Genomic DNA, 26,515 nt, shown 5'->3' with positions numbered 1-26,515 from the left:
CCGGAGGCCGGGCGAGGCCCATGTGACGAGGGCTGCGACGCAACGGTCATGGTCCGGTCACATTGACCGCGCGCTTCCGTCGAAAACGGCTGTGAGCCTGCTGTGCGCCCCACCACCGAGGGGCGGAACAAGGAGGCACCCGTTGTGTCAGCGCTGCTCGTGACGGCCGCACCCACCGACCACCGTGCCCCCGCGGGACCGGTCAGGCTCGGTCCGGTGACCCCCGAGGCCTACCGCGCCTTCCTCGCCACCCGCACCGGTGCCGACGGGGCCAGCTTCCTCCAAGTGCCCTCATGGGCCCAGGTGAAGGACGGCTGGTGCCACCAACTCGTCGGCTGGGGACCCGAGTCGGGGCCGCTGACCGGCGTCGCCCTCGTGCTCCTGCGTCCCTTCCCCGGCACCCGCAAGTACTTCGCCTACCTTCCCGAAGGGCCCGTCGCCGACTGGTCCGACCCCGACGTCGACGGCTGGCTCGATCCGCTGCTCGGGCATCTCCGCGCCTCCGGTGCCTTCGCCGTACGCATCGGTCCCGGCCCCGCCCACCGGCGGTGGAGCGCCGCCACCGTCAAGGCCGGCACCGGGCCCCGCCGCCGTCTCGCCGACGTCCTCGCCGACGAGGTCGACCCGCTCGGCACCGTCGTCGCCGAACGCCTGCGGGCACGCGGCTGGCGGCGCTGCGGCGGCGAGTCCGAGGACGGCGCCGACGCCCAGCCCCGCCACGTCTTCCAGGTCCCGCTCACCGGGCGCACCACCGACGACCTGTGGAGCGGCCTCAACCAGGAATGGCGGCGCAACGTCCGCAAGGCCCGCAAGTCCGGCGTCGAGATCACCGTGGGCTCCGCCGCCGACCTGCCCGAGTTCTACCGGCTGCTCCGCGTCACCGAGGAGCGCGACGGCTTCCGGCTCGGCCGCTCCCTCGCGTACTACGAGCGCCAGTACGCCGTCCTCAACGCCGAACAGCCCGGCCGCATGAAGCTCTACCTCGCCCGCCACGAGGGCGAGATCCTCGCCGCCCACACCATGGTCACCGTCGGCGGACGCGTCTGGTACCAGACCGGCGCCTCCGCCGACCACCGCCGCGAGGTCCGCCCCTCCAACGCCCTCCAGTGGCGCATGCTGCTCGACGCCCACGCCCTCGGCGCCGCCGTCTACGACCTGCGCGGGGTACCCTCCACCCTCGATCCGGACGACCGCGCCCACGGCCTCCTCCGCTGGAAGCTCGGCACGGGCGGCCAGGTCGTCGAGACGCTGGGGGAATGGGAGACACCGATGCGAGGCACGACCAACCACGCGCTGTACCGCGCCTTCCAGGCGTACATGGCCCGTCGATGACGGCCACGCTCACCGCCGAACGCCCCCGGTCCAAGGGCAGACCGTCCGCGCTCCGCAGCGGCGCGCTCATGGCCGCCGGTTCGCTCGTCTCCCGCGCCACCGGCTTCGTCCGCGCCGCCGTCGTCGCCGCCGCGCTCGGCGCGGGCTACGTCGCCGACGGCTACGCGGTCGGCAACTCCGTCCCCACCATCGTCTACATGCTGCTCCTCGGCGGCGCACTCAACGCCGTCTTCGTCCCCGAACTGGTCAAGGCCGCCAAGGAGCACGAGGACGGCGGCGTCGCCTACACCGACCGGCTCCTCACCCTCTGCGCCCTCGCCCTGGCCCTGATCACGGCCTTCGCGGTCCTCGCCGCTCCCCTGATCGTCGACACGTACACCGACTACGCGGGCGAACGACGGGAGATGACCCTCGCCTTCGCGCGCGCGTGCCTCCCGCAGATCCTCTTCCTCGGGCTCTTCACCCTCCTCGGCCAGGTCCTCAACGCCCGGGGCCGCTTCGGCGCCATGATGTGGACGCCCGTCCTCAACAACGTGGTCGTCGTCTCCGTCTTCGGCCTCTTCCTCGTGGTGAGCGACGGCGGCACCCTCACCCCCGGCGAGACCGCGCTGCTCGGCTGGGGCACCACCGCCGGCATCGCCCTCCAGGCCCTCGCCCTCGTGCCCTCGCTGCGCGCCGCCGGCTTCCGCTGGCGGCCCCGCCTCGACTGGCGCGGCAGCGGCCTCGGCGCCCCGCTGCGCTCGGCCGGCTGGCTGGTGCTGCTCGTCCTCACCAACCAGGGCGCGTACTGGGTGACCACCCTGCTCGCCACGACGGCCGGTGCGTCGGTCAGCGGCGGAGGCCTCGCCGCGTACAACAACGCCTATCTGCTGTGGACCGTCCCGCACGGCATCGTCACCGTCTCCCTCGTCACCGCGCTGCTGCCCCGGATGAGCGGCGCCGCCGCCGACGGCGACCTCGCCGGGGTCCGGCGGGACGTCTCGTACGCGCTGCGCACCAGCTCGGCGGCGGTCGTCCCCGCGGCCTGCGCCCTCCTCGCGCTCGCCGTACCGCTGATGACGGTCGTCTTCCGGTACGGGGCGACCAGCGGCGACGACATCCGGGCGATGTCCTGGATCCTGATGGCCTTCGCGCCCGGCCTCGTCGCCCTGTCCGGGCAGTACGTGTGCACCCGCGCGTTCTACGCCCTCCGCGACACCCGCACCCCGTTCCTCCTGAACCTGGTCATCGCCGGCCTGAACGCGCTCCTGTCGTTCGCCGCCTTCCACTACCTGCCGACGCGCTGGGCCGTCGCGGGCATGGCCGCCGGGTACTCCCTGGCCCTGTGGGCGGGCTGGGGCCTCACGGCGTACGTGCTGCGGCGCCGGCTCGGCGGCACCCCGGCCGGCGGGTCCGCCCCCGCGCTCGTACGGCTGCTGCTCGCGGCCGTGCCCGCCGCCGGGTACGGGCTCCTCGTCACCGACCTGACCGGACCGGCCGGGGCGGTGCCCTCGGGCCTCGCGGGAGCCCTCACGGTCCTCGGCACCTTCGCCGTACTGGCCCGCCCGCTCCGCCTCACGGAGGTCCACACCCTCCTGGCCACCGCCTCCACCCGCCTCCGCCGCCGGTGACGCCCCTCGCCGGGCCCGGGCCGGTCCCGGTCCGCCTCAGCCCCCGCCCTCCCCGAGGGCCCGTCGACCTTGGGATACTCCACCCATGCCCCGCGTGCTCCTGATAGAAGACGACCCCTCCGTCCGCGAGGGCGTCGAGCTCGGACTCCGCCGCCGCGGGCACGAGGTGCGGACCGCGCCCACCGGGGAGGCCGGACTCGACGCGCTCGGCGAGTTCCGGCCGGACCTGCTGCTGCTCGACCTGATGCTGCCCGGCATGAACGGCGTCCAGGTCTGCCGCCGGGTCCGGGAGAACAGCCAGCTGCCCATCATCATGCTGACCGCCCGCGGCGACGACTTCGACGTCGTCATCGGCCTGGAGGCCGGCGCCGACGACTACATCGTCAAACCCGCCCGCACCGAGGTCATCGAGGCCAGGATCCGGGCCGTGCTCCGCCGCATCGAGGAGCCCGCGGGCGGCCGGTCCGCCGTCGAGTTCCACGGGGAGCTCGCCATCGACCGGGCCGGCCTCACCGTCGCCAAGGCGGGCGAGCGCGTCGCCCTCGCCCCCTCCGAGCTGAAGCTGCTTCTGCACCTCACGGCCGCGCCCGAGCAGGTCTTCAGCCGGCAGCAGCTCCTCGAACACGTCTGGGAGCACAGCTACCACGGGGACGCCCGGCTGGTCGACGCCTGTGTCCGCCGACTGCGGAACAAGATCGAGGACACCCCGGGCGAACCCCGCTACATCCAGACCCTGCGCGGCTTCGGCTACCGCTTCGGACCCCTGTGAAGGCCTGCGTGAGCCCGGAGCCCCAGGCCGAAGCGCCGGAGGACACCGGGCACCGCGCGGAGACCGGCCGCGCGGAGCGCCGCAGGGCCCGCGGCCCCCGCCTGCGCCTCCACCCCTTCGGCCTCCGCACCCGGCTCGTCCTCGCCTTCCTGCTGGTCGCCGCCGTCGGCTGCGGCACCACCGCCGCCCTCACCTACCGGGCCGCCCGCAACGCCATCCTGGAACAGACCCAGGACACCGCCGTCTCCGCCTTCCGCGAGCAGGTCGAGGCCCTCAACATCTCGCTGCCCGTCGACCCGGACCTGCTGCGGGACTCCCTCATGCGGATCGCCCGCCAGGGCAAGCCCCGCCCCTGGCGCGTCTACGCCGAGTACGGCGACGTCCGCGTCTCCTCCACCGACCGGCCCTCCTCCACCGTCATCACCCCCGAGCTGCGGGCCCGCGCCGCCGACCAGGCGATCCCGCACGGCAGCTTCCAGCGGGTGGTCAAGGGCGGCACCCCGTACCTCACGATCGCCGTCCCCGCCGTCTTCCTCGCCCACTCGGCCCAGGGGCCGCCCCAGCGCACCGGTCTCGTGCTCTACGCGGTGATGGACCTCGGCGCGGAGGAGGCCAACGTGGAGGCCATGGTCGCGGCCGCCCGCGACGGCGCGCTCCCCGCGCTCGCCGTCGCCCTCATCCCCGCCCTGATCGCCGCGCGGGGTGTGCTCCGGCCCGTGCGCGAGCTGCGCCGCGCGGCCCACAGCATGGGGCGCGGCCGCCTCGACACCCGTATCCACGCCAAGGGCAGCGACGAACTCGCCGACCTCGCCCGTACGTTCAACGAGTCCGCCGCCGAGCTGGAACGTTCCGTCGCGGAACTCCGCAACGCAGAGGCCCGCGCCCGCCGCTTCGCCTCCGACGTCTCGCACGAACTGCGTACCCCGCTCGCCGGCATGCTCGCGGTCACCGAGGTCCTCGACGAGGACGCCGGGTCCCTCGACAGCGACACCGCCCGCGCCGTCCGGCTCATCAGCGCCGAGACCGGCAAGCTCGCCGTGCTCGTCGAGGACCTGATGGAGATCTCCCGCTTCGACGCGCGCGCCGCCGAGCTCCACACCGACGAGGTCGACGCCGCCGACTGCGTCCGCAAGACCCTCCAGAACCGGCACTGGACCGATCCCGCGCAGGTCGTCCCGTATCTTTCCGAGGGGATCAGAGCCCGGCTCGACCCGCGCCGCTTCGACGTCGTCGTCGCCAACCTCGTCGGCAACGCCCTGCGGCACGGCGGAGCGCCGGTGACGGTACGGCTGTACGCGGAGGGGGACGAGCTGGTGACGGAGGTCGCCGACCGGGGGCCGGGCATCCACCCGGACGTCCTGCCGCACGTCTTCGACCGCTTCTACAAGGCGGACCAGGCCCGTACCCGCTCGACGGGCAGCGGTCTCGGCCTCGCGATCACCCTGGAGAACGTACGGCTGCACGGCGGCACCGTCACGGCCGCCAACGACTCCATGGGCGGGGCCGTCTTCACCGTACGGATGCCACGGTGAACCGCCGGACGGCCGCCGCGGCCCTCCTCGGCCCGCTCGCCCTGCTGGCGCTGTCCGGCTGCGGCATCCAGGAGACCGACGTCGTCGAGGCGGGCGGGGCCGCGACCGTCATCGTCGCGCCGATACCCGACGAGCGGGTCGTCCTCTACTTCCTCGGCCCCGACGGCCGGTCGATGCCGGTGGCCCGCGACCCCCGGCATCCCGACCCGGCGGGCACCTTCCCGACGGACGGCTCGACGGCCGACACGGCCCGCTACGAGGGATTCGGGCCGGGGTACGCGATATCCGCCGACGAGCTGAAACGTTCGGGGGCCGTCACCACCGACAAGATCCTCGCCATGCTCCTCGCGGGACCCCGGCGCCACGAGGCCTCCGCCGGCATCACCACCGCCCTGCCGACGATCCACGGCGAAGGACCGCACGTCGCGCCCGTCGACGCGACCACCTCGGCACGCCGGCTGCTCAGGCTCCGCGCCCCCTTCCCCGTCAGGGAGCTGTCGGAGGAGGCCGTCCGCCAGCTGGTGTGCACGACGGCCTACGCGGACCACCCGGCCGGCCTGGCCGACGTATCGGTCACCGGCCCCGACGGGACACTGCCCACAAGCCGCTGCGACGACTGAGCAGGCCCTAGGTACGCAGCTCCGCGAGCACCGCGTCCGTGAACGGCGGCCAGGCCTCGATCGCCCACGGTCCGAAGGGGCGGTCGGTGAGCGCCACGCACGCGGCCCGCGCGTCCGGGTCGATCCACAGGAACGTGCCGGCCTGCCCGAAGTGCCCGAAGGTGCGCGGCGAGGAGGTGGCGCCCGTCCAGTGCGGGGACTTGCCGTCGCGGATCTCGAAGCCGAGACCCCAGTCGTTCGGCCTCTGGTGCCCGTAACCGGGCAGGATGCCGGTGAGACCGGGGTGGGTGACGCTCATCGCGTCCAGGACCGTACGCGGGTCGAGCAGCCGCGGCGCCTGCACCTCGGCGGCGAACCGCACCAGATCGTCCACGGTCGACACGCCGTCCTTGGCGGGCGAGCCGTCGAGGGACGTGGCGGTCATGCCGAGCGGCTCGAGGACCGCCTGGCGCAGATACTCGGCGAAGGGGATGTCGGTCGCCTTGGCGACATGGTCGCCGAGCGCCTCGAAGCCGGCGTTGGAGTAGATGCGGCGGGTGCCGGGCGCGGCCATGACCCGGTTCTCCTCCATGGCGAGCCCCGAGGTGTGGGCGAGGAGATGACGGACCGTGGCGCCCTCGGGCCCGGCCGGCTCGTCGAGGTCGATCGCCCCCTCCTCGTACGCGACGAGGACGGCGTACGCCGCGAGCGGCTTGGTGACGGAGGCGAGCGGGAACCGTCGCCCGGTGGGGCCGTGGGACCCGGCCAGGGTGCCGTCCGCACGGACGACGGCGGCGGCCGCGGTGGGGACGGGCCAGTTCTCGATCGACGCCAGGCTCGGCACGCTGCTCTGCATGCGGCCGAGCCTACTTGCTTCGAGTGCACTCCAACGTTTTAGCGTGGGGGTCATGAGCGTGATGGCGAGCACGAGCACGACCACCGGCACGGCCCCGAGCCCGGGTACGACCCCGGGCACAGCTCTGGGCGGGGGCGGCACCCGGGCGCACTACACCATCAGCGAGGTCGCCGCCCTGACCGGCCTCTCGGCCCACACCCTGCGCTGGTACGAGCGCATCGGCCTGATGCCGCACGTCGACCGTTCGCACACGGGCCAGCGCCGCTTCAGCGAACGGGACCTGGGCTGGCTCGGCTTCGTCGGCAAACTGCGGCTGACCGGGATGCCGGTCGCCGACATGGTCAGGTACGCCGAGCTCGTCCGCGAGGGCGACCACACCCGCGACGCGCGACGGGAGCTCCTGGAGGCCACCAGGCGGGACGTGCTCTCCCGGATCACCGAGCTCCAGGACACGCTCGCCGTGCTCGACATCAAGATCGGCCATTACGGGACCGCATGCGGAGGCACACCTTCATGACCAGCGTGACCAGGATCGACACCGTACGACTCGGCGGCCAGGACGGACCCGAGATCGGCGTCCAGGGCTTCGGCGCCATGGGCATCAGCGAGTTCTACGGCGACACCGACGAGGCCGCCGCCCGCGACACCCTCGACGCCGCCCTGGAGGCCGGCGTCACCCTGATCGACACCGCCGACATCTACGGCAGCGGCGCCAACGAGGAGTTCCTCGCCCCCTTCCTCGCCGCCCACCGCGACGAGGTCACCCTGGCGACCAAGTTCGCCATCGAGCGGCGCGCCGACGACCCGGCCCACCGGGCCGTCCGCAACGACCCCGCCTACATCAGGAAGGCCGCGGAGGACAGCCTGCGCCGCCTCGGCGTCGAGACCATCGACCTCTACTACATGCACCGCCGCGACCCGGAGGTCCCCTTCGCCGAGTCCGTCGGCGCGATGGCCGAACTCGTCAAGGAGGGCAAGGTCCGCCACCTCGGCCTCAGCGAGGTCACAGGACCCGAACTGCGCGAGGCCCACGCCGTGCACCCGATCGCCGCCCTCCAGTCGGAGTGGTCGCTCTTCTCCCGGGACGTGGAGCGCAGCGCCGTCGGCGCCGCCGCCGAACTCGGCGTCACCTTCGTGCCGTACTCGCCGCTCGGCAGGGGCTTTCTGACCGGGGCGTTCGCGGACGCCGCCAAGGACCTGTCGGGCGGCGACTTCCGCCAGTACCAGCCCCGGTTCACCGGCGAGAACGCGGAACGGAACGCCGCCCTGCTCGACCCGGTCCGGAAGATCGCCGCCGCGCACGGGGCGACGCCCGCGCAGATCGCCCTCGCCTGGGTGCAGCAGCGGGCCTCCGTGCACGGACTGACGGTCGTCCCGATCCCCGGCACCCGCAAGCGGGCCCGCCTGGAGGAGAACGCCGCCGCCACCCGGATCACCCTCACCGCGGCCGAACTCGCCGAACTGGAGCCGATCGCCGGTCTGGTGGCGGGCGACCGCTACCCGGACATGCGCTTCACGTCGGCGTCGCGCGAGGTCTGAACCCCTCCACCCGGTCATGCCAGCCCCAGCGCGAAGACCGCGAACCCCGCCGCGAGCAGCCCCGCGAAGGTGCGGCGGGCCGGGCCCGTCCGCGTCCACGGCGACTCGAAGCCCCGGGCGAACCGGCCGATCAGGACGAGCAGTCCGGCGAAGACCGGCATCCACGCCAGCCGGGCGAGGATCCAGCCGACCGAGTCCGGCGCTCCGACCAGGCCCGGGACCTCCCCGAGGTACGAGGCGGGGATCGCGGCGGTGAGCATCGCCGTCTGGTGCCAGCACAGGACCGTCATCGCGGACAGGTTGACCACCACGACCGGGGCCCAGAGCGCGGGCCGCTTCAGGAGCCCGCCGAGCCGGTCCCTGAGCAGGATCGCCGCGCCGCTCTGCCCGGCGGCGAGGGCGAGGACGAGCAGCGACGGCGGGTGCGAGTTGGTGCGGGCCTCGCCGGGGACGCCGACCATCGAGGCCGGGTAGCCGAAGACGAGCAGGAGGGTGGCGAAGAGCGCGGCCCCGCCGATGAGCAGCCCCCAGGCGTGGCGCCGGGTGACCCGGCCCTCGCCCCAGGAGACGCCGAGCTGATAGGCGAACAGCCAGCCGGGCAGGATGTTCAGGAGGCTCAGCCAGGACGGCACGGCGTCGGCGTACGGCCCGTACCGCAGGAGGTCGACGACGGCGACCGAGCCGAGCAGCGGGGCCGCGGCCCACACCCCGAGGCGGCGGGCGGCCCGCACGCACAGCGGGGTCAGCGCGGTGACGACCGTGTACACGCCCACGAACCAGAGCGGCTGGATGACGAGCGTGGACGCCGTCCGCAGGGTGTCCACGGGCACGCCGACCCCGAGATGCAGCACGGGGAGGAGCGCCGCCCAGACGGCGGTGACCCCGAGGACGGGCCGGCCGAGCCGGGCGAGCCGGCCCTTGAGCCACTCGCCCGTGGACCCCTTCCTCCGCCGGTACGACAGCACCGAGGCGTAACCGCCGACCAGGAAGAAGATCCCCAGCATCTGGAGGACCCAGCTGACCGGGGCGAGACCGGCGAAGGTACCCAGCGGGCTCGCGTTGTGGAGGGCGCCGTCGGAGGAGAGCGTGAAGCCGCCGAGCAGCCAGTGACCGGTGGGCACGGCGAGCAGGGCCAGGGCGCGCAGCCCGTCGATCGCCCGGTCGCGGTGGGCGGGGGTGCCCGATTCGATCTTCTCGATGAGCCTGTTCATCGGACGTCCCCCTCGGCGATCGCGGCGAACGCACGGAGCGAGGCGGTGCCCGGCGCGAAGTAGCCGCCGTGGCCCGTGGCGTCGTCGGCCGGGACGCGGCGGGCCCCGAAGGACGGGTCGGTCGGGTCGGCGCCGTGCCCGAGGTCCGCGAACTCGACGTTCGGGACGCGGTCGATCCAGTCGGTGGGATCCTTCGCGGCCCAGACGCGGGCGGAGGTCCCGAGTTCGGTCACGTTCGCGGCGCGCATCCCGGGGGAGCCGAAGACCACCAGGTCCTTGGCCTTCAGTTCGTGGGCGGCGAGGCCGCACACGACGGAGCCGTAGCTGTGGCAGAACACGGAGGGCTCGGCCGCGCCGACGGCCGCGAGCCCGTCGGTGAACCGGCTGAGCCGGCCCGCCCCGGCCTCGGCGAGCCGGCCGGTGGCCGCGTCGAGACCGACGCCGACGGGGGTGGTGTACCCGGCCCAGGCGACGACCGCCGTACGGCCGCCGGTCGCCCTGCGCAGCGCGGTCGCCATGTCCGCGAGCGGCCGTACGTGGCCGGCGTCGGTGTCGGAGCCGGGCACGATCACCGCCACGTGCTCGGCCCGCGCCAGATCCCCGTACACCAGGGCGACCTGACCGCGGCCGCGCGGATCGTGCGCCAGGACCCGCGCCCCGCCGAACCTCCCCCGCGTGGAAAGGGCGTTGGCCTCGTACCGCAGGGCCAGGGGCGCGCCGTCGAGGTTCCCGACGACCGTGGGGTGGGTGCGGGCCAGCTCCCGCTGTCGTACGGGGTCGAGTCCCGCGAAGAAGCGCGCGACCTCGGCAGGGCTCGTCCGCTCGGGGTCCGGCAGCCCCGCGGCCCGCCACTCCGCGGTCCCGGCCGGGGCGCCGGTCACGGCCTCCTGGGCGTTCCCGGACGCCCAGCCGGCCGTCCCGGCGATCACGGTGGCCACCAGGGCCACGGTGGTCAGGGTCCTCGCAAAGCGGCGCATGGGCTCGCCCTCCCTCTCCGGTTCTCGCTCGTTCGTCAGCGAGAGGAAGGTAGGAAGACGACGGGTGACGGCACGTCACACCGGGGAGCCAACCGTGGGCTGATACCCGGGTAGGGGGTGGAGGAGCGGTCAACACCAGGGAAAGGGTGGGGTTTTCCCCCGGGGGGTGGCGGGTGTGTGCGGCGGCTCGGGGGCAGGGAGCGTCCCGGCACGACGGCCACGACGGCCCCGGGCGTCGGGCTCAGGGCGCGCGACGCGGCGGCTCGGGGCCTCGCGTCGGGCTCAGGGCGTGCCCGGGGTCACCAGGCCCGACTCGTACGCGAAGACCACGGCCTGCGCCCGGTCGCGCAGGTCCAGTTTGGCGAGGACGCGGCCGATGTGGGTCTTCACCGTCTGCTCGGCGAGGACCAGACGGTCCGCGATCTCCTGGTTCGAAAGACCGCGGGCGATCAGTTCGAGGACCTCGGTCTCGCGCGGGGTGAGACCGTTCAGACGCAGCGCCGTGGTGTCCTTGCGCGGTGCGGGCCGGGAGGCCGCGAAGTCGGCGATGAGCCGTCGTGTCACCGACGGGGCGAGCAGTGCCTCGCCCGCCGCCACCACCCGTACCGCCGCGATGAGATCGGCCGGCGGCGCGTCCTTCAGGAGGAAGCCGGAGGCACCCGCGCGCAGCGCCTCGTACACGTAGTCGTCCACGTCGAAGGTGGTCAGCATCAGCACCTTCGGCCGGTGCGTGACCCCCGTGGGCGGATGCAGGATCTCCCGGGCGGCGGCGAGCCCGTCCAGCTCCGGCATCCGTACGTCCATCAGCACGACGTCCGGGTGCGTCGACCGTGCCACGTCCACGCCCTGCCGTCCGTCCGGCGCCTCGCCCACCACGTCGATGTCGGGCTGGGCGGCGAGCAGCGCGGCGAATCCGGCCCGCACCATGGCCTGGTCGTCGACGATGATCACGCGGATGGTCACTGGGGTTCCTTGCCGGTCGGGGCGGTGGGGGAGGTCGGGGCAGGCGAGGCGGTCGTGGGGTGCCCGGCGGGCGTCGTGGCCGGGTCCGGGGTCAGCGGCATCCGTGCGGCGACCCGGAAGCCGCCGTCCGGCAGCGGACCGGTGTCGAGCGAGCCGCCCGTCAACCGTACGCGCTCCCGCATGCCGACGAGCCCGTGCCCGGTGCCGGACGCGCCCCGCTCGACCGACGAACCCGGTTCGACCGAGGGCCCGTTGACCACGAGGACCGTCAGCCATCCCTCGTCCGCCCTGACCGACACCCGGGTCGGCGCCCCCGGCGCGTGCCGGACGACATTGGCCAGGGCCTCCTGCACGATCCGGTACGCGGAGAGGTCCACCGTCTGCGGTACGTCCCCGAGGTCGGCGGCGAGCCGCAGCTCGGCCGGCACCCCGGCCCGTACCGTCGCCTCGACCAGCTGCTGGACCCGGTCGAGGCCGGGCTGCGGGGCCCGCTCGCCCTCGCTGCCGTCGCTGCGCAGCACCGACAGGAGCCGGCGCATCTCGGCCAGCGACTCGCGCGCGCTCGCCGCGATCGAGGTGAACTCCTCGCGGGCCGCTTCCGGGAGTTCGGGGATGCGGTACGGGGCGGAGTCGGCCTGCACGGTGATCACGGACATGTGGTGGGCCACCACGTCGTGGAGCTCGCGCGCGATCCTGGCCCGCTCCTCCAGGAGGGTGCGGCGGGCCCGTTCGGCCTCGCTGATGGTCTCCTGCTCCGCGAGCCGCCGCTGGGCGTCGCTCCGCGCGCGTATCGCCGAGGTGAGGAGGAGCAGCACTCCGGTGAGGACGAGCAGCAGCGTGTGGATGCTGGTGTACCCGTCGGGCCGGAAGGCCTCCATGACGTACCCGGCGGCGCCCGTCGCCAGCCAGACGCCGAACAGCGCCCGGCGGGACTCGCGGAGGCCGAGCGCGATCATCAGGGCGCAGTAGCCGATGACCGTCGGCGGGGGCCAGGGCCAGAGGTGGGCGCGCGGTCCGTCGGAGGCGAGCAGGACGATCGCGCCGAGCACGCCGGCGGGGAACATGATCCACCAGGCCTGGAGGGGACGGGCGACGGCGAGCAGCAGTGGTGCGGTCTGCGCGGTGGCGATGGCTCCGGCGAGGGCGCCGTTGACGCCGTAGTCCCCGGTGAGGAGGTGGACCGTGACGGGGAGGAGCGAGGCGACGAAGGCGAGGGCGAGGACGTACGGCAGCAGGCGCACCCAGCGCCAGGAGGCGTCGGAGAGGAGGGGCGCCCCGGGCGTGGCCGGGGTGGTGAGCGCGGATCCGAGCCCCTGGACCATCTCGCGTGTCCGGGCGCTGAGCCGTCGGAGGGTGGGCGGCTCGTGCCGCGGTTCGGTAGCCATGACCCGCCCAGGGTAGGCAGCGGTCCGGGCCCCCGACGTCATACCGGGGACCGGGCTCGGGCCTGCTACCGGGGTATGACTGTATGACTCCGTGCTCTGTGGTTCCTTACAGCTCGGCGAGCAGTTCCGCCTTCTTCGCCGAGAACTCCTCGTCCGTCACCAGTCCCGCCCGGTGCAGTTCACCCAGGTGCCGAATCCTTTCAGCGACCGCTCCGGGAGCGGCGACACGGGCGGGGACGCGGTCCGAGGTGCGGATCGCCGCGAGGACCGCCGCAGCGAACGGCAGCGACAGGTGCACCGGCCCGTAGCCGAGGCCGAAGACGACGGAGGCCGGGTCCCGGTCCGGCTGCGACGCCCGGGGTTCGCCGCCCCGGGGCAGCAGCCGCAGGTGCCCGTCGAGGATGTCCGGCGAGCGCCACTCGACCCCGCAGAGGTCCCGTACCTGGAACACCTGGTCGCCGGCCTTCCACTTCTCGGAGGACGCCCCCGTCCAGGACCAGCGGAACGCGACCTCCGCGTGCCCGTCGAAGCTCGCCTTCCCGTCGTACGCCTTGAAGGACCGCGGACCCGACGGCGGCGCCACCAGGAAGCGGTCGGCGGGCGTGACGTCCACGGCCTCCGAGGCGTCGGGAACGTCACCGGGGGAGTGTGGGAGGTCGTCCGGGGCGCCCGGGACGTCGAGGGGATCCCAGGCGCTCGTCCGGCGCCGCGCCGCGAGCACCGCCCGCAGCTCGTCCCGGTAGTACTCCGCGAGCGTCTCCCGGTCCGCGGGGAGCACCAGGCGGTACGGATCGCAGTGTTCCGGGAGCTGCCCGGCGGCCGCCTCCATCAGGGGATCGGCACCCGGCCTCGGCACGGCGTGCAGCACGACCGTGCCCCGCTTCCCGGGCGTGAGCGTCACGGACGCCAGCGCCTCGTGCGGTACGCGTCGTTCGCGCAGCACGCTGAAGAGCTTCGGCGTGCGGTTCCCCCGTTCGAAGCGGATGACGAGCGCGTCGCTCTCGAACTCCCAGGTGGCATGAATTCCGGCCAGCACATCACCCATACGCCTCATCGTAAGCGGCGTGTGCCCGTGCGTCGCCCCCGTGACAGGTCCCGACATCACGTGATCTACGCGCGTCAGGACCCTTCCGCGCCGGATATTCCGTTGTGGCAAGCGCTGTCGGCACGTGCGCACACCACACGGTCGTAGGCGCCGACCCCCAGGGCGGCGAAGTTGCCGAGGCTCTCCGTGCCCGGCTCGAAATAGCCGCTGTGGCCGGCCGCGCCCCGCGCCGAGAGCAGCCGGGCACCGAACTCGGGGGCCACCGGGTCGGCTCCGTGCCCGATGCCTCCGACCTCCACGTGGGGCACGTCGGCGATCCAGTCGTCGGCGTCCCGCATCGCCCACACGCGCGCGCGGGTGGTGAGCTCGGCCGCGCGCTCCGCCCGCATCCCGGGACTTCCGGCCACGGCCAGGTCGGTCACCCGGGCGGGCAGCCGGGGCGCGGCGAGCCCGCAGAGCACGGAGCCGTAGCTGTGGCAGAACAGCGCCACGCGCGCCTCGCCGGGCAGCGCGTCGGTCAGCCGCACGAGCCGGTCGGCGCCCGCCTCCGCGAGCCGGCCGGTCATCGCGTCGACGCCGACGCCGGCGGGCGCCGTGTAGTCGGCCCAGGCGATCACGGCGGTCCGGGTGCCGGGCGCCGAGTGCCGCTCGGCGGTGTAGAGGGCCTCGGCCATGCCGGCGGGAGCCCCGTACCGGCCGTGGGTCTTCTGGAAGGTGAGGAGGTTGGTGTCGACGCCGGGCACGATCACGGAGACGCGCCGGGCGTGCTCCAGGTCCCCGAGGACCTCGGCCGTCCGCCCCGTACCGGTCGGGTCGAAGGCGAGGATCTGCCGGCCGGGCCGCGAGAGCGAGGTGAAGCGGTCGAACCGGCGCCGCGCCTCGTGCCGTCCCTCGGCGGAGAGCCGGGTGTCGTCGACCCTGTCCCGTTCGGCGGCGAGCGCCTGCCCGAGGGTGAGGCGGTTGGCCCGGTAGCGCAGGGCGACCGGGGCGCCGTCGAGGTTGCCGACGACGAGCGGGTGGCGTTCGGCGAGCCGGGACGCGCGCGCGTGGCCGAGTCCGGCGAAGAACGCGGCGACGGTACGGGAGGGGGTGGCCGGCCCCGGCAGCGGGCGGTGGTCGATCCGGTCGCGGGCCCAGGCGGCGAGCGCGGCCTCGCGCGACGGTCCGGGCACGGGGCTGTGCCGGATCGTGGTCCACCCGGTGGTCGCGAGGAGCACCAGGACGACGGCGAGCGCGAGGAGGACGCGCACGACCGTCAGGCTGGGAGAGGCGGCTTCGGCGGAGGTCACGGGCCGCCACCCTACGGGAGCGGTGGCCGCCAGCTCTGGGCGAGGGCCGGGCCGAGGTGGTCGAGGTACTCCTCGGTGAGCGCGCGGATGGCCTCCAGGCTCTGGTCCGTACCCCGGCCCCAGAGCTGTGCGGTCACCCGCATCACACCGCTGAACGCCGCCACCGCGATCCGGGGGCGCGGATCCGCGTCCACGTCGAGGCCCTCACGCGCGGCGATGATCCGGGCGATCGTCTCCTCCATCTCGGTGGAGCGGCGCAGATGGACGGCGAGCAGCGCGGGTGTCGACTCGATCATCTGGAAGGTGCGCAGGTACAGCTCGACCGGTACGACCTCGGTGATGGCGTCGCCGATGGTGTCCCAGGCGCAGAGCACCGCGTTCCGCATCGCGTCGAAGGGGCCCTCGGCGGGCGGGCGCTCTCCGAGGACCTGGACGAAACGCTCCTCCACCATGTGCTGGACGGCGAAGGCGACCTCCTCCTTGGAGGAGAAGTACCGGAAGAAGGTGCGCTGGGAGACCTCGACGGCGTCGACGATCTCGTCGACGGTGGTCCGCTCGTACCCCTGGGCGGTGAAGAGCTCCAGGGCCACCCGGGTCAGCGCGTCGCGCGTGCGTTGCTTCTTCCGCTCGCGCAGGCCGGGCAGGGTCACGTCGGGGGTCCTCTTTTCGGGCATTTGCTCTGCTCAGCGTACCTGTGAGCTACGTGACAGTTACCGGCGTGTGAATCGCTTTGTCAATTGTCAGTGACTGTCACTAGCCTCGTTCGTATGAATAGTCAGACCACCGTGGAAAAGGCCCCGCAGGGTCAGGGGGGCGCCCGGGAACCCGTATCGGGCCCGGCGAAGGGACTGCGCGGTCACCCGTGGTTGACCCTCTTCGGCGTGGCCGTGGGCGTGATGATGGTCGCGCTCGACGGAACGATCGTCGCCATCGCCAATCCCGCCATCAAGAGCGACCTCGGCGCCACCCTCGCCCAGGTCCAGTGGATCACCAACGGCTACCTGCTCGCGCTGGCCGTCGCCCTGATCACCGCCGGCAAGCTCGGTGACCGCTTCGGTCACCGGCAGACCTTCCTCATCGGCATCGCCGGCTTCGCCGCCGCCTCCGCCGCGATCGGCCTCTCCCACAGCATCGGGGCCGTGATCGCCTTCCGCGTCCTGCAGGGCCTCTTCGGCGCCCTGCTGATGCCGGCCGCGCTCGGCCTGCTGCGCGCCACCTTCCCCGCCGAGAAGCTGAACATGGCCATCGGCATCTGGGGCATGGTCATCGGCGCCTCCACGGCGGGCGGCCCGATCGTCGGCGGCCTGCTCGTCGAGCACGTCAGCTGGCAGTCCGTCTTCTTCGTCAACGTGCCGGTCGGCGTCGTCGCGCTCGTCCTCGGCCTGGTCATCCTCAAGGACCACCGCGCCGAGAACGCGCCGCGCTCCTTCGACATCCTCGGCATCCTGCTGCTCTCCGGCGCGATGGCCTCCCTCGTCTGGGGCCTCATCAAGGCCGGGGAGTCCTGGGGCTGGACCGGCGGCAAGACCTGGGGCTGCCTGCTCGGCGCGGTGCTCCTCTTCGCGGTCTTCGCCTTCTGGGAGACCAAGGTCAAGGAACCGCTGATCCCGCTGGCCATGTTCCGCTCCGTGCCGCTCTCCGCCGGCGTGGTGCTCATGGTCCTGATGGCCTTCGCCTTCATGGGCGGCCTGTTCTTCGTGACCTTCTACCTCCAGGGCGTGAAGGGGCTCAGCCCGGTCGACAGCGGTCTGCACCTGCTGCCGCTGACCGCGATGATGATCGTCTCCTCGCCGCTGGCGGGGGCGCTGATCACCAAGTTCGGCCCGCGCGTGCCGCTGGTCGGCGGCATGGTCTGCACGGCCGTCGCGATGTTCGGCATGATCACGCTCTCCGCCGGTACCGGCACCTTCGCCATGTCCCTCTGGTTCGCCCTGCTCGGCCTCGGGCTCGCCCCGGTCATGGTCGGCGCCACCGAGGTCATCGTCGGCAACGCTCCCCTCGAGCTCTCCGGCGTGGCCGGCGGTCTGCAGCAGGCCGCGATGCAGGTCGGCGGCGCGCTGGGCACGGCGGTGCTCGGTGCCGTCATGTCCTCCAAGGTCTCCAGCGCCTTCGAGGAGAACTGGAAGGACGCCGGAATCCAGGCGCCGGTGAACCCGCAGCTGGAGCAGGCCGCCGAGTTCGGCATGGCCCCGCCGGAGCTGGCGCAGGCACCGGGGATGACCCCCGACGCCCTCCAGCAGATCACCGGAGTCATCCACGACACCTTCCTGGACGGCATGGGCCTGGCCTTCACCGTCGCGGGCGCCGTCGCTGTCGTCGCGGCCCTCGTCGCCACGCTGACCAAGCGCGGCGAGAACGCGGAGGCGGGCGGCATGGGCGGTCACATCTGACGCCTCTCGGACCTGGGGGCTCCTGTGGGCCCTCTGGGTCCTCAGGGTTCCCGTAGGGGGCCGTCACCCGTTCGCGTGAACGGGGGCGGCCCCTCTTCCGTCGGGCGACGACCTCCGCCATTCTCCTGATTACGGAGAGTGACAAAACGGGGGTTCATCAGCATGTATACGAAGACCGTGCTCGTCATCGCGGCCGTCCTGACCGCCCTTCTGGCGGCCCCGGCGGCGGCTCCGGCCGTGGCTGCGGCGGCGGCCGCGCCGTCCGGGACCGTCCTCGGGCCCTGCGGACCCGGCCGGCTCTGCCTCTGGGCCAGGCCCGACTTCAAGGGCCGGGCGGCGACCCACGAGCTGGCGACGACCGACATCGAGAGCTGCGTCGCCCTGCCACCGGGCACCTCGGCGCAGTCCCTCGCCAACCGCACGGGCCGGCCGGTCACCACCTACCAGTCGGCGGAGTGCGCGGAGACCGGTGAGTTCGAGACCTACCCGGGGCGCGGGACATGGGTGCCGCAGACGCCCTACGAGGTCAGAGCGTTCAAGCTGTGGGAGCGGTAGGCACGGGGACGTCCGGGGGCCCGTCCGGGGTGGACACCCTCACCGGGTCGGAGAGCCGGGACACCTCGGCGCGCAGCTCCCGGACCTCCCGGGTCAGCGCCTCCAGGAGCTCGGTCTGCCGCCGCTCCACCGCGTCGTCCCGCTCGAAGCGGGAGATGAACCAGGCCGCGATGTTGGCGGTGACGACACCGAGCAGGGCGATGCCCGACAGCATCAGACCCACCGCGAGGACCCGGCCGAGACCCGTGGTCGGGGCGTGGTCGCCGTAGCCGACCGTGGTCATCGTGGTGAACGACCACCAGACCGCGTCCCCGAGCGTCTTGATGTTCCCCTCGGGGGCGTCCCGCTCGACGTGCAGCACGGCCAGCGAGCCGAACATCATCAGGCCGACGACGGCGCCCGCCACATAGGTGGTGAGCGTGATCTGCGGGGCCATCCGGGCCCGCCGGCCCATGAGGAGGAGCGTGGACACGACCCGCAGCAGCCGCAGCGGCTGCACCATCGGCAGCAGGACCGCCAGCAGATCCAGGGGGTGGGAGCGGACGAAGGCCCAGCGGGCCGGGGCGATCGCCAACCGGACCAGATAGTCGAAGGCGAAAGCGGCCCAGACCGCCCACTCGACATGGGTGCACAGCCGGTGCACCCAGGGTGCGGCGCCGGGAGCCACGATCGGCACGGCGTAGGCGACGCCGAACGCCACGGCGAGCACGAGCAGCGGAGCCCGCGTGCGTTCTTCCCAGCGATCCTTCATGCAAGGAATCGTAGAGAACGCCGAAGGGCGGCAGGACCAGGGTCCTACCGCCCTCACCAGGAGTTCCGAGGTGTCCTGCCGGTCGGGCCGGACCGACCGGCAGGACACCGCCTGGGGCTACGGGCTCAGGCGTCGCCGCCCGCGGCGCCCGGCTCGGCGGCCGCCACGTCGAGCAGCTGGTAGCGGTCCACGGCCTGCTTGAGGACCGACCGCTCGACCTTGCCGTCCCGGGCCAGCTCGGTCAGCACCGCCAGCACGATCGACGGGGCGTCGATGTGGAAGTAGCGCCGGGCCGCGCCGCGCGTGTCCGCGAAGCCGAAGCCGTCCGCGCCCAGCGAGGTGTACTGCCCGGGCACCCAGCGGGAGATCTGGTCCGGCACCGCCCGCATCCAGTCCGAGACCGCCACGAAGGGGCCCTCGGAGCCCTGGAGCTTGCGCGTCACGTACGGGACGCGCTGCTCCTCGTCCGGGTGGAGCAGGTTGTGCTCCTCGACGGCCACGGCCTCGCGGCGCAGCTCCGTCCAGGAGGTCGCGGACCAGACGTCGGCCCGGACGTTCCACTCCTCGGCGAGGATCCGCTGCGCCTCGATCGCCCACGGCACGGCGACGCCGGAGGCCATGATCTGCGCCGGGATGCTGCCCGCCTCGGCCGGCCTGAGCCGGTGGATGCCCTGGAGGATGCCCTCCACGTCCACGTCCGCGGGCTCGGCCGGGTGCTGGATCGGCTCGTTGTAGACGGTCAGGTAGTAGAAGACGTCCTCGGCCTCGGGGCCGTACATGCGGCGCAGACCGTCCCTTACGATGTGCGCGATCTCGAAGCCGAACGCCGGGTCGTAGGCGATGCAGGCCGGGTTGGTCGAGGCGAGGAGGTGCGAATGACCGTCCGCGTGCTGGAGGCCCTCGCCCGTCAGCGTCGTCCGGCCGGCGGTGGCGCCGAGCACGAAACCGCGGGCCAGCTGGTCGGCCATCTGCCAGAACTGGTCGCCGGTCCGCTGGAAACCGAACATCGAGTAGAAGACGTACACCGGGATCAGCGGCTCGCCGTGCGTGGCGTACGCCGAACCGGCGGCGATCAGCGAGGCCGTGCAGCCGGCCTCGGAGATGCCGTCGTGCAGCATCTGGCCGGTCGGCGACTCCTTGTAGGCGAGGAGGAGTTCACGGTCCACCGCCTCGTACTGCTGGCCGAGCGGGTTGTAGATCTTGGCGCTCGGGAAGAACGCGTCCATGCCGAAGGTGCGGTACTCGTCGGGGGCGATCAGCACGAAGCGCTTGCCGATCTCCTTGTCCCGCATGAGGTCCTTCAGGATGCGGACGAAGGCCATCGTGGTGGCGATCGACTGCTGCCCTGAGCCCTTCTTGGCCGCCGCGTAGGCCTTGTCGTCGGGGAGGGGCAGCGGCTTCGCCCGCACGACCCGGGTCGGGACGTACCCGCCGAGCGCGTTGCGGCGGTCGTGCATGTACTGGATCTCCTCGGAGTCCCGGCCGGGGTGGTAGTACGGCGGCAGGCCGTCCTCCAACTGCCGGTCGGTCACCGGGATGTGCAGCCGGTCGCGGAAGCGCTTGAGGTCGTCGACCGTCAGCTTCTTCATCTGGTGGGTCGCGTTGCGGCCCTCGAAGTTCGGGCCGAGCGTCCAGCCCTTGACGGTCTGCGCGAGGATCACCGTCGGCTGGCCCGTGTGGGCCTTCGCCGCCGCGTAGGCCGCGTAGATCTTCTTGTGGTCGTGACCGCCGCGCCCGAGGTGCAGGATCTGCTGGTCCGACATGCCCTCGACCATCGCACGCAGCCGGTGGTCGTCGCCGAAGAAGTGGTCCCGGATGTAGCCGCCGGTCTCCGTGGCGTACGTCTGGAACTGGCCGTCCGGGGTGGTGTTGAACTTGTTGACCAGGATGCCGTCGCGGTCCTGCGCGAGCAGCGGGTCCCAGGATCGGTCCCAGATCAGCTTGATGACGTTCCAGCCGTTGCCCCGGAAGATCGACTCCAGCTCCTGGATGATCTTGCCGTTGCCGCGCACGGGGCCGTCGAGCCGCTGCAGGTTGCAGTTGACCACGAAGGTCAGGTTGTCCAGGCCCTCACGGGCGGCGATGGAGAGCTGGCCGACCGACTCGACCTCGTCCATCTCGCCGTCGCCGAGGAACGCCCAGACGTGCGACCTGGAGGTGTCGGCGATCCCGCGCGCCTCCATGTAGCGGTTCATCCGGGCCTGGTAGATCGCGCCGAGCGGGCCGAGGCCCATCGACACGGTCGGGAATTCCCAGAAGTCCGGCATCAGCCGCGGATGCGGGTACGACGAGAGCCCGTTCGGGAACTTCGACCTCTCCTGGCGGAAGCCGTCGAGCTGCGTGTCGTTCAGCCGGTCCAGGAGGTACGCACGGGCGTAGATGCCGGGGGAGGCGTGCCCCTGGAAGAAGATCTGGTCGCCGCCGTCGCCCTCGTCCTTGCCGCGGAAGAAGTGGTTGAAGCCGACGTCGTACAGCGAGGCGGAGGAGGCGAAGGTCGCGATGTGACCGCCGACGCCGATGCCCGGACGCTGGGCGCGCGACACCATCACGGCCGCGTTCCACCGGGTGGCGTTGAGGACCTTGCGCTCGATCTCCTCGTTGCCCGGGAAGAAGGGCTCGTCCTTGGTGGCGATCGTGTTGACGTAGTCCGTGCTGCGCATCTCGGGCACGGCCACGCGCTTCTCGCGGGCCCGCTCGATCAGCCGGAGCATGAGGTAGCGGGCTCGCTCACGGCCCCGCTCGTCCACGGCCGCGTCGAGGGAGTCGAGCCATTCCTGGGTCTCTTCCGGGTCGAAATCCGGGACCTGGCTGGGAAGGCCGCCAATGATGATCGGGTTGCGATCGGATCCGGGAGCCACGCTCTTCCTTCGCTGTCGGTGGTGCCCACGGGGCCACGGAGTGGTCGGGATGTCCATCGTGTACCCCGCCGACGCCAGACGTCACATTTACCGAGGGGTAACCCCCAGGGGGTGTCTCGGGGGCGTCCTTCAGGTGTCCGGGTGCGCTCAAGACGTGTCGTGCTGTGCTCAAATCGCAACCTTACGCCCAACCCGCGCATGCGTTTCGTCCGGGCGTTCGGCAGACTGAAACCGCAGAAGCAATAAAACCGGGATGAATCATGTGTGCCTGATCACGGAGCGGGTTCCCGCGGCGCCGGAAGTTGCGGCGAGACGGCCCCAAACGTCACCGTTTCGGCGGTCTCCGTGGCCGGGTACTTGCGCGATCCACCCCGGCACGTGTGGACTACGGCCAGCGCCGCGCGCATACGCGCGGCCCAAGCATTTACCGAATGAGCAGGAGGCAAGCCGTGAGCGCGACCGCGGACCACGCGGAGGAGCGGACCAACCCGGCCGGAAGGCTGGGGTTCGAGCCCGGACAGGTGGTCCAGGAGATCGGCTACGACGACGACGTCGACCAGGATCTCCGTGAAGGCATCGAGTCCATCATCGGAACCGACCTCGTGGACGAGGAATACGACGATGTCGCCGACGTCGTCGTGCTGTGGTTCCGGGACGAGGACGGCGATCTCACCGACGCACTGGTGGACGCCATCGGTCTTCTGGAGGACGGCGGCAACATCTGGCTGCTGACCCCGAAGACCGGCCGCGACGGCTACATCGAGCCGTCCGACATCCAGGATGCCGCGCAGACAGCGGGTCTCTCCCAGACCAAGAGCATCAGCGTCGCGAAGGATTGGACGGGCACCCGCCTGGGCGCCCCCAAGCGCTGATCACCACGCTGCGAGAAGCCCCCGCCGGTCCACCGGCGGGGGCTTTCGTGCGCAGGCCGTAGGGTGGGCCTCACCGATTCGGCCCAAGGGCAGGGCTCCGTCGAAGGGATGCGTACGCGATGGCGATCGAGGCCGGCACCGAGGCCCCGGATTTCGAGCTCAAGGACAACCACGGGCGCACCGTGAGGCTGTCCGACTTCCGCGGCGCGAAGAACGTGGTGCTGCTCTTCTACCCCTTCGCCTTCACCGGCGTCTGCACCGGTGAACTCGGCGAGCTCCGCGACAACCTCCCGGCGTTCGTCAACGACGACACGCAGCTCCTGGCCGTGTCCAACGACTCGATCCACACCCTGCGCGTCTTCGCCGAGCAGGAGTCCCTGGAGTTCCCGCTGCTCTCCGACTTCTGGAAGCACGGTGAGGCCTCCCGGGCGTACGGCGTCTTCGACGAGGAGAAGGGCTGCGCGGTGCGCGGCACCTTCGTCATCGACAAGGAGGGCGTCGTCCGCTGGACCGTCGTGAACGCCCTGCCGGACGCCCGCGACATCGGCGAGTACGTCAAGGCGCTCGACGCCATCTGAGCCCTCGTCGGCCGACATCTCCGATTCGTGGGGCGAATCGACTGTTTCGACCGGGAACCCGTCACTAGGATCCAGTCGTTGATCCGAATGCCAACGCACGACCTGGGGGCGCTGCCCCTGGAAACCTATGGAGGGACTCGTGGGAGTCAGCCTCAGCAAGGGCGGCAACGTCTCGCTGACCAAGGAGGCCCCTGGCCTCACCGCCGTGACCGTCGGTCTGGGCTGGGACGTCCGGACCACCACCGGCACGGACTTCGACCTCGACGCCAGCGCCATCCTGGTGACGGACGAGGGCAAGGTCCGCAACGAAGGGGACTTCGTCTTCTTCAACAACCTGAAGAGTGGCGACGGCTCCGTCGAGCACACCGGTGACAACCTCACCGGCGAGGGCGAGGGCGACGACGAGCAGGTCAAGGTCAGCCTGGCCACCGTGCCGCCGGAAGTCACCAAGATCGTCTTCCCGGTCTCGATCTACGACGCCGAGAACCGCCAGCAGTCCTTCGGTCAGGTGCGCAACGCGTTCATCCGCGTCGTGAACCAGACCGGCGGCACCGAGATCGCCCGCTACGACCTCTCCGAGGACGCCTCGACCGAGACCGCCATGGTCTTCGGCGAGCTGTACCGCCACGGGGCCGAGTGGAAGTTCCGCGCCGTCGGCCAGGGCTACGCCTCGGGCCTGCGCGGCATCGCGCAGGACTTCGGCGTCAACGTCTGAGCCGAACCGTTCGAACCGTCCGGCGCCGCACATCCCGTGCGGCGCCGGACGTGCCTCATCACCACCGGGGAGGAACCGAATCATGGGCGTCACGCTCGCCAAGGGAGGCAATGTCTCCCTCTCCAAGGCCGCACCCAACCTGACCAAGGTCCTCGTGGGGCTCGGCTGGGACGCGCGCTCCACCACCGGAGCCCCCTTCGACCTCGACGCCAGCGCCCTGCTGTGCCAGGCCGGGCGGGTTCTGGGGGACGAGTACTTCGTCTTCTACAACCAGCTCCGCAGCCCCGAGGGCTCCGTCGAGCACACCGGTGACAACCTCACCGGCGAGGGGGACGGGGACGACGAGTCCCTCATCGTGGACCTCTCCAAGGTGCCGGCCCACTGCGACAAGATCGTCTTCCCGGTGTCGATCCACGACGCCGACAACCGCAGCCAGAGCTTCGGCCAGGTCAGCAACGCGTTCATCCGGGTGGTGAACCAGATGGACGGGCAGGAACTCGCCCGGTACGACCTCTCCGAGGACGCCTCCACGGAGACCGCGATGATCTTCGGCGAGCTCTACCGGTACAACGGCGAATGGAAGTTCCGCGCGGTCGGTCAGGGGTACGCGTCGGGGCTCCGGGGCATCGCTCTAGACTTCGGGGTCAACGTTTCGTAAAGCCAAGTAGTTTCACGATGGGGTAGACAGTGGTTCTGAAAACCTTCGGCTGGTCGTTCGCCATCACGGCGCTCGGCCTGGCCTTCGCCGCTTGGCAGTGGGGGTGGGAGGCGTTCGGGGTCGTTCTGATCCTGTCGATCCTCGAGATCTCGCTGTCCTTCGACAACGCGGTGGTCAACGCGGGAATCCTGAAGAAGATGAATGCCTTCTGGCAGAAGATCTTCCTCACGATCGGCATCCTGATCGCCGTATTCGGCATGCGACTGGTCTTCCCCGTCGCGATCGTCGCCATCAGCGCCAAGGTCGGCCCGATCGAGGCCATCGAGCTGGCCCTGGACAACCCCGAGCGGTACGAGGCCCTGGTCACGGACGCCCACCCGGCGATCGCCGCGTTCGGTGGCATGTTCCTGCTGATGATCTTCCTCGACTTCATCTTCGAGGAGCGGGACATCAAGTGGCTCGGCTGGCTCGAGCGCCCGCTGGCCAAGCTCGGCAAGGTCGACATGCTGTCGGTCTGTGTCGCGCTCGTCGCCCTGCTCGTCGCGGCGATGACCTTCGCGACGCACGCGCACACCAGCATCGGCCACGCGGACAAGTCCGCGACCGTCCTGCTCTCCGGCGTCGCCGGCCTGATCACGTACCTCATCGTCGGCGGTCTCTCCGGCTTCTTCGAGAACAAGCTGGAGGAAGAGGAGGAGCGCGAGCACGAGGAGGAGGAGAAGGCCAAGGCCCAGGGCAAGCCGGTCTCCGCGGTCGGCCTCGCCGGCAAGGCCGCGTTCTTCCTGTTCCTGTACCTGGAAGTGCTCGACGCCTCGTTCTCCTTCGACGGTGTCATCGGCGCCTTCGCCATCACCAACCACATCTTCTGGATGGCGCTCGGCCTCGGCATCGGCGCCATGTACGTCCGTTCGCTCACGGTCTACCTGGTCCGTGAGGGCACCCTGGACGACTACGTCTACCTGGAGCACGGCGCGCACTACGCGATCGGCGCGCTCGCGGTCATCCTGCTCATCACCATCCAGCACGAGATCAGCGAGCTCATCACCGGCTCCATCGGTGTCGTCCTGATCGCGCTCTCCTTCTGGTCCTCCGTACGGCGCAACAAGAAACTCGAGGCGGCCGAGGGCGGGTCCGGTCCCTCGGGCGACAAGACCGAGGTGCCGTCCGGGGTGTGACACCCCCGGCGATGAGGAACGCTTCACTGCGGGGCGGCCGGTGCACCCGGCCGCCCCGCAGGCATGTGCGGTGGTGGTGACGACCAGTGGGGGGTGAAGGCGCCATGGCCTTCTGGGACAACCTGTTTCCGGCGAGGACGGGGCATTTCGACTCGGGCTCCGCCGCGTCGAACTCGATCGACCTGACGAGGCGGCGCCCGTCCGTCTCGCTCACCAAACAGGGCGCCGGCACCGGAAACCTCCGGGTGAACCTCTCCTGGCGGATGCGGACCTCCGACATCGAGGGCCGCTCCCGGCAGAGCGGACGGCTCCTGCGCAACCCGTCCAAGCTCTTCAAGCCCGAGGTCGTCCAGGCCCACACCCAGGGCATGGTCAACGTGGACCTGGACCTCGGCTGCCTCTACGAGCTCAAGGACGGCAGCAAGGGCGTGGTGCAGCCGCTCGGCGGCTTCTTCGGCGACCTGAACACCGCCCCGTACGTGAAGCTCAGCGGGGACGACCGCTTCGGCGGGTCCTCCGGCGAGACGATCTTCGTCAACCTGGACCAGAAGGACGAGATCAAACGCCTGCTGTTCTTCGTGTACATCTACGACCAGACCCCGGCCTTCGACCGTACGCACGCCAAGATCACGCTCTATCCGAGCAACGGCCCGCGGATCGAGATCGAGCTCGACGAGCGCGCCCCGCAGGCCCGCTCCTGCGCCGTCTTCACCGTGGACAACAGCAAGGGCGAGCTCACGGTTCGCCGGGAGGTGCGCTTCGTCTACGGCTTCCAGGCCGAACTGGACCGGCTGTACGGCTGGGGCCTCCAGTGGGGACGCGGCTACAAGACCAAGGCGTAGCCGTTGCCGACGGC

Annotated in this window: 25 protein-coding genes; 15 read left to right on the top strand and 10 right to left on the bottom strand. The window is 71.8% G+C overall.

The features are described 5' to 3' along the window. The first annotated feature begins 144 nt into the window (after positions 1 to 144). The 5 genes from ACZ4VK_RS02975 to ACZ4VK_RS02955 all read left to right on the top strand — a co-directional run bounded on the left by ACZ4VK_RS02975 (position 145) and on the right by ACZ4VK_RS02955 (position 5,863). Positions 145 to 1,332, top strand: coding sequence for a lipid II:glycine glycyltransferase FemX (locus ACZ4VK_RS02975; RefSeq protein WP_468347800.1), 1,188 nt, complete (start codon positions 145 to 147; stop codon positions 1,330 to 1,332). Beyond that, positions 1,329 to 2,942, top strand: coding sequence for a murein biosynthesis integral membrane protein MurJ (gene murJ, locus ACZ4VK_RS02970; RefSeq protein ID WP_468347798.1), 1,614 nt, complete (start codon positions 1,329 to 1,331; stop codon positions 2,940 to 2,942). Before ACZ4VK_RS02975 ends, murJ begins: the two co-directional genes overlap by 4 nt. 85 nt (positions 2,943 to 3,027) lie before the next feature. Further along, positions 3,028 to 3,711 (top strand): response regulator, encoded by a 684-nt coding sequence (locus ACZ4VK_RS02965; RefSeq protein ID WP_468347797.1) that lies wholly within the window; start codon positions 3,028 to 3,030, stop codon positions 3,709 to 3,711. Positions 3,712 to 3,719: 8 nt separating this feature from the next. Beyond that, positions 3,720 to 5,243 carry an ATP-binding protein gene (locus ACZ4VK_RS02960; protein WP_468347795.1) on the top strand — a complete coding sequence of 508 codons (1,524 nt, stop codon included), beginning with the start codon at positions 3,720 to 3,722 and terminating at the stop codon, positions 5,241 to 5,243. Continuing rightward, positions 5,240 to 5,863, top strand: coding sequence for a hypothetical protein (locus ACZ4VK_RS02955; RefSeq protein WP_468347793.1), 624 nt, complete (start codon positions 5,240 to 5,242; stop codon positions 5,861 to 5,863). Before ACZ4VK_RS02960 ends, ACZ4VK_RS02955 begins: the two co-directional genes overlap by 4 nt. Before the next feature lie 7 nt (positions 5,864 to 5,870). On the opposite strand, the gene ACZ4VK_RS02950 is transcribed toward ACZ4VK_RS02955, so the two are convergent. Further along, complete coding sequence (locus ACZ4VK_RS02950; protein WP_468347791.1) at positions 5,871 to 6,698, bottom strand: serine hydrolase domain-containing protein; 828 nt, start codon at positions 6,696 to 6,698, stop codon at positions 5,871 to 5,873. Positions 6,699 to 6,759: 61 nt separating this feature from the next. Here ACZ4VK_RS02950 and ACZ4VK_RS02945 point away from each other — a divergent pair, with 61 nt between their 5' ends. Together ACZ4VK_RS02945 and ACZ4VK_RS02940 are read left to right on the top strand one after the other, a co-directional pair. Beyond that, a complete protein-coding gene (locus tag ACZ4VK_RS02945) occupies positions 6,760 to 7,215 on the top strand; it encodes a MerR family transcriptional regulator (RefSeq protein WP_468348827.1) in 456 nt (151 codons plus the stop codon). Then, positions 7,212 to 8,237 carry an aldo/keto reductase gene (locus tag ACZ4VK_RS02940; RefSeq protein WP_468347789.1) on the top strand — a complete coding sequence of 342 codons (1,026 nt, stop codon included), beginning with the start codon at positions 7,212 to 7,214 and terminating at the stop codon, positions 8,235 to 8,237. The genes ACZ4VK_RS02945 and ACZ4VK_RS02940 overlap by 4 nt, the downstream gene beginning before the upstream one ends. 14 nt (positions 8,238 to 8,251) lie before the next feature. Here ACZ4VK_RS02940 and ACZ4VK_RS02935 read toward each other — a convergent pair whose 3' ends face one another. The 7 genes from ACZ4VK_RS02935 to ACZ4VK_RS02905 form a co-directional block, all read right to left on the bottom strand. Then, complete coding sequence (locus ACZ4VK_RS02935; protein ID WP_468347787.1) at positions 8,252 to 9,448, bottom strand: acyltransferase family protein; 1,197 nt, start codon at positions 9,446 to 9,448, stop codon at positions 8,252 to 8,254. Further along, the gene (locus tag ACZ4VK_RS02930) at positions 9,445 to 10,425 is read right to left on the bottom strand and encodes an alpha/beta hydrolase (protein ID WP_468347785.1); all 981 of its coding nucleotides are present in this window, start codon (positions 10,423 to 10,425) and stop codon (positions 9,445 to 9,447) included. Before ACZ4VK_RS02930 ends, ACZ4VK_RS02935 begins: the two co-directional genes overlap by 4 nt. Before the next feature lie 282 nt (positions 10,426 to 10,707). Continuing rightward, positions 10,708 to 11,388 carry a response regulator gene (locus ACZ4VK_RS02925; protein ID WP_468347783.1) on the bottom strand — a complete coding sequence of 227 codons (681 nt, stop codon included), beginning with the start codon at positions 11,386 to 11,388 and terminating at the stop codon, positions 10,708 to 10,710. Then, a complete protein-coding gene (locus tag ACZ4VK_RS02920) occupies positions 11,385 to 12,773 on the bottom strand; it encodes a sensor histidine kinase (RefSeq protein ID WP_468347782.1) in 1,389 nt (462 codons plus the stop codon). The genes ACZ4VK_RS02925 and ACZ4VK_RS02920 overlap by 4 nt, the downstream gene beginning before the upstream one ends. Before the next feature lie 106 nt (positions 12,774 to 12,879). Then, complete coding sequence (locus ACZ4VK_RS02915; RefSeq protein ID WP_468347780.1) at positions 12,880 to 13,818, bottom strand: DUF4429 domain-containing protein; 939 nt, start codon at positions 13,816 to 13,818, stop codon at positions 12,880 to 12,882. A gap of 74 nt (positions 13,819 to 13,892) precedes the next feature. Further along, a complete protein-coding gene (locus tag ACZ4VK_RS02910; RefSeq protein WP_468347778.1) occupies positions 13,893 to 15,107 on the bottom strand; it encodes an alpha/beta hydrolase in 1,215 nt (404 codons plus the stop codon). An 11-nt stretch (positions 15,108 to 15,118) separates the two neighbouring features. After that, positions 15,119 to 15,781, bottom strand: coding sequence for a TetR/AcrR family transcriptional regulator (locus ACZ4VK_RS02905; RefSeq protein WP_468347776.1), 663 nt, complete (start codon positions 15,779 to 15,781; stop codon positions 15,119 to 15,121). Between the two features lie 222 nt (positions 15,782 to 16,003). Here ACZ4VK_RS02905 and ACZ4VK_RS02900 point away from each other — a divergent pair, with 222 nt between their 5' ends. After that, a complete protein-coding gene (locus tag ACZ4VK_RS02900; RefSeq protein ID WP_468348825.1) occupies positions 16,004 to 17,497 on the top strand; it encodes an MFS transporter in 1,494 nt (497 codons plus the stop codon). A 162-nt stretch (positions 17,498 to 17,659) separates the two neighbouring features. Then, complete coding sequence (locus ACZ4VK_RS02895; RefSeq protein WP_468347774.1) at positions 17,660 to 18,052, top strand: peptidase inhibitor family I36 protein; 393 nt, start codon at positions 17,660 to 17,662, stop codon at positions 18,050 to 18,052. Here ACZ4VK_RS02895 and ACZ4VK_RS02890 read toward each other — a convergent pair. Next, on the bottom strand, positions 18,033 to 18,803 hold the full coding sequence (locus ACZ4VK_RS02890) for a potassium channel family protein (protein ID WP_468347772.1): 771 nt from the start codon (positions 18,801 to 18,803) through the stop codon (positions 18,033 to 18,035). The genes ACZ4VK_RS02895 and ACZ4VK_RS02890 overlap by 20 nt on opposite strands. 125 nt (positions 18,804 to 18,928) lie before the next feature. Next, on the bottom strand, positions 18,929 to 21,661 hold the full coding sequence (aceE, locus tag ACZ4VK_RS02885) for a pyruvate dehydrogenase (acetyl-transferring), homodimeric type (protein ID WP_468347770.1): 2,733 nt from the start codon (positions 21,659 to 21,661) through the stop codon (positions 18,929 to 18,931). Between the two features lie 449 nt (positions 21,662 to 22,110). Here aceE and ACZ4VK_RS02880 point away from each other — a divergent pair, with 449 nt between their 5' ends. From ACZ4VK_RS02880 to ACZ4VK_RS02855, 6 genes are all read left to right on the top strand, one after another. Beyond that, entirely contained in the window at positions 22,111 to 22,533 is a 423-nt protein-coding gene (locus tag ACZ4VK_RS02880; protein ID WP_468347768.1) for a DUF3052 domain-containing protein, read from the top strand. 119 nt (positions 22,534 to 22,652) lie between these two features. Next, on the top strand, positions 22,653 to 23,111 hold the full coding sequence (locus tag ACZ4VK_RS02875) for a peroxiredoxin (protein ID WP_468347766.1): 459 nt from the start codon (positions 22,653 to 22,655) through the stop codon (positions 23,109 to 23,111). 139 nt (positions 23,112 to 23,250) lie between these two features. Beyond that, positions 23,251 to 23,826 (top strand): TerD family protein, encoded by a 576-nt coding sequence (locus tag ACZ4VK_RS02870; RefSeq protein WP_389678975.1) that lies wholly within the window; start codon positions 23,251 to 23,253, stop codon positions 23,824 to 23,826. A gap of 82 nt (positions 23,827 to 23,908) precedes the next feature. Further along, entirely contained in the window at positions 23,909 to 24,484 is a 576-nt protein-coding gene (locus ACZ4VK_RS02865) for a TerD family protein (protein WP_468347765.1), read from the top strand. 29 nt (positions 24,485 to 24,513) lie between these two features. Beyond that, positions 24,514 to 25,659 carry a DUF475 domain-containing protein gene (locus ACZ4VK_RS02860; protein ID WP_468347763.1) on the top strand — a complete coding sequence of 382 codons (1,146 nt, stop codon included), beginning with the start codon at positions 24,514 to 24,516 and terminating at the stop codon, positions 25,657 to 25,659. Between the two features lie 104 nt (positions 25,660 to 25,763). Continuing rightward, complete coding sequence (locus tag ACZ4VK_RS02855) at positions 25,764 to 26,501, top strand: TerD family protein (protein ID WP_468347761.1); 738 nt, start codon at positions 25,764 to 25,766, stop codon at positions 26,499 to 26,501. Positions 26,502 to 26,515 lie beyond the last annotated feature (14 nt).

Source organism: Streptomyces sp. NPDC028711 (genome assembly GCF_055565415.1).
This window is presented reverse-complemented; position numbering and strand designations above follow the sequence as displayed.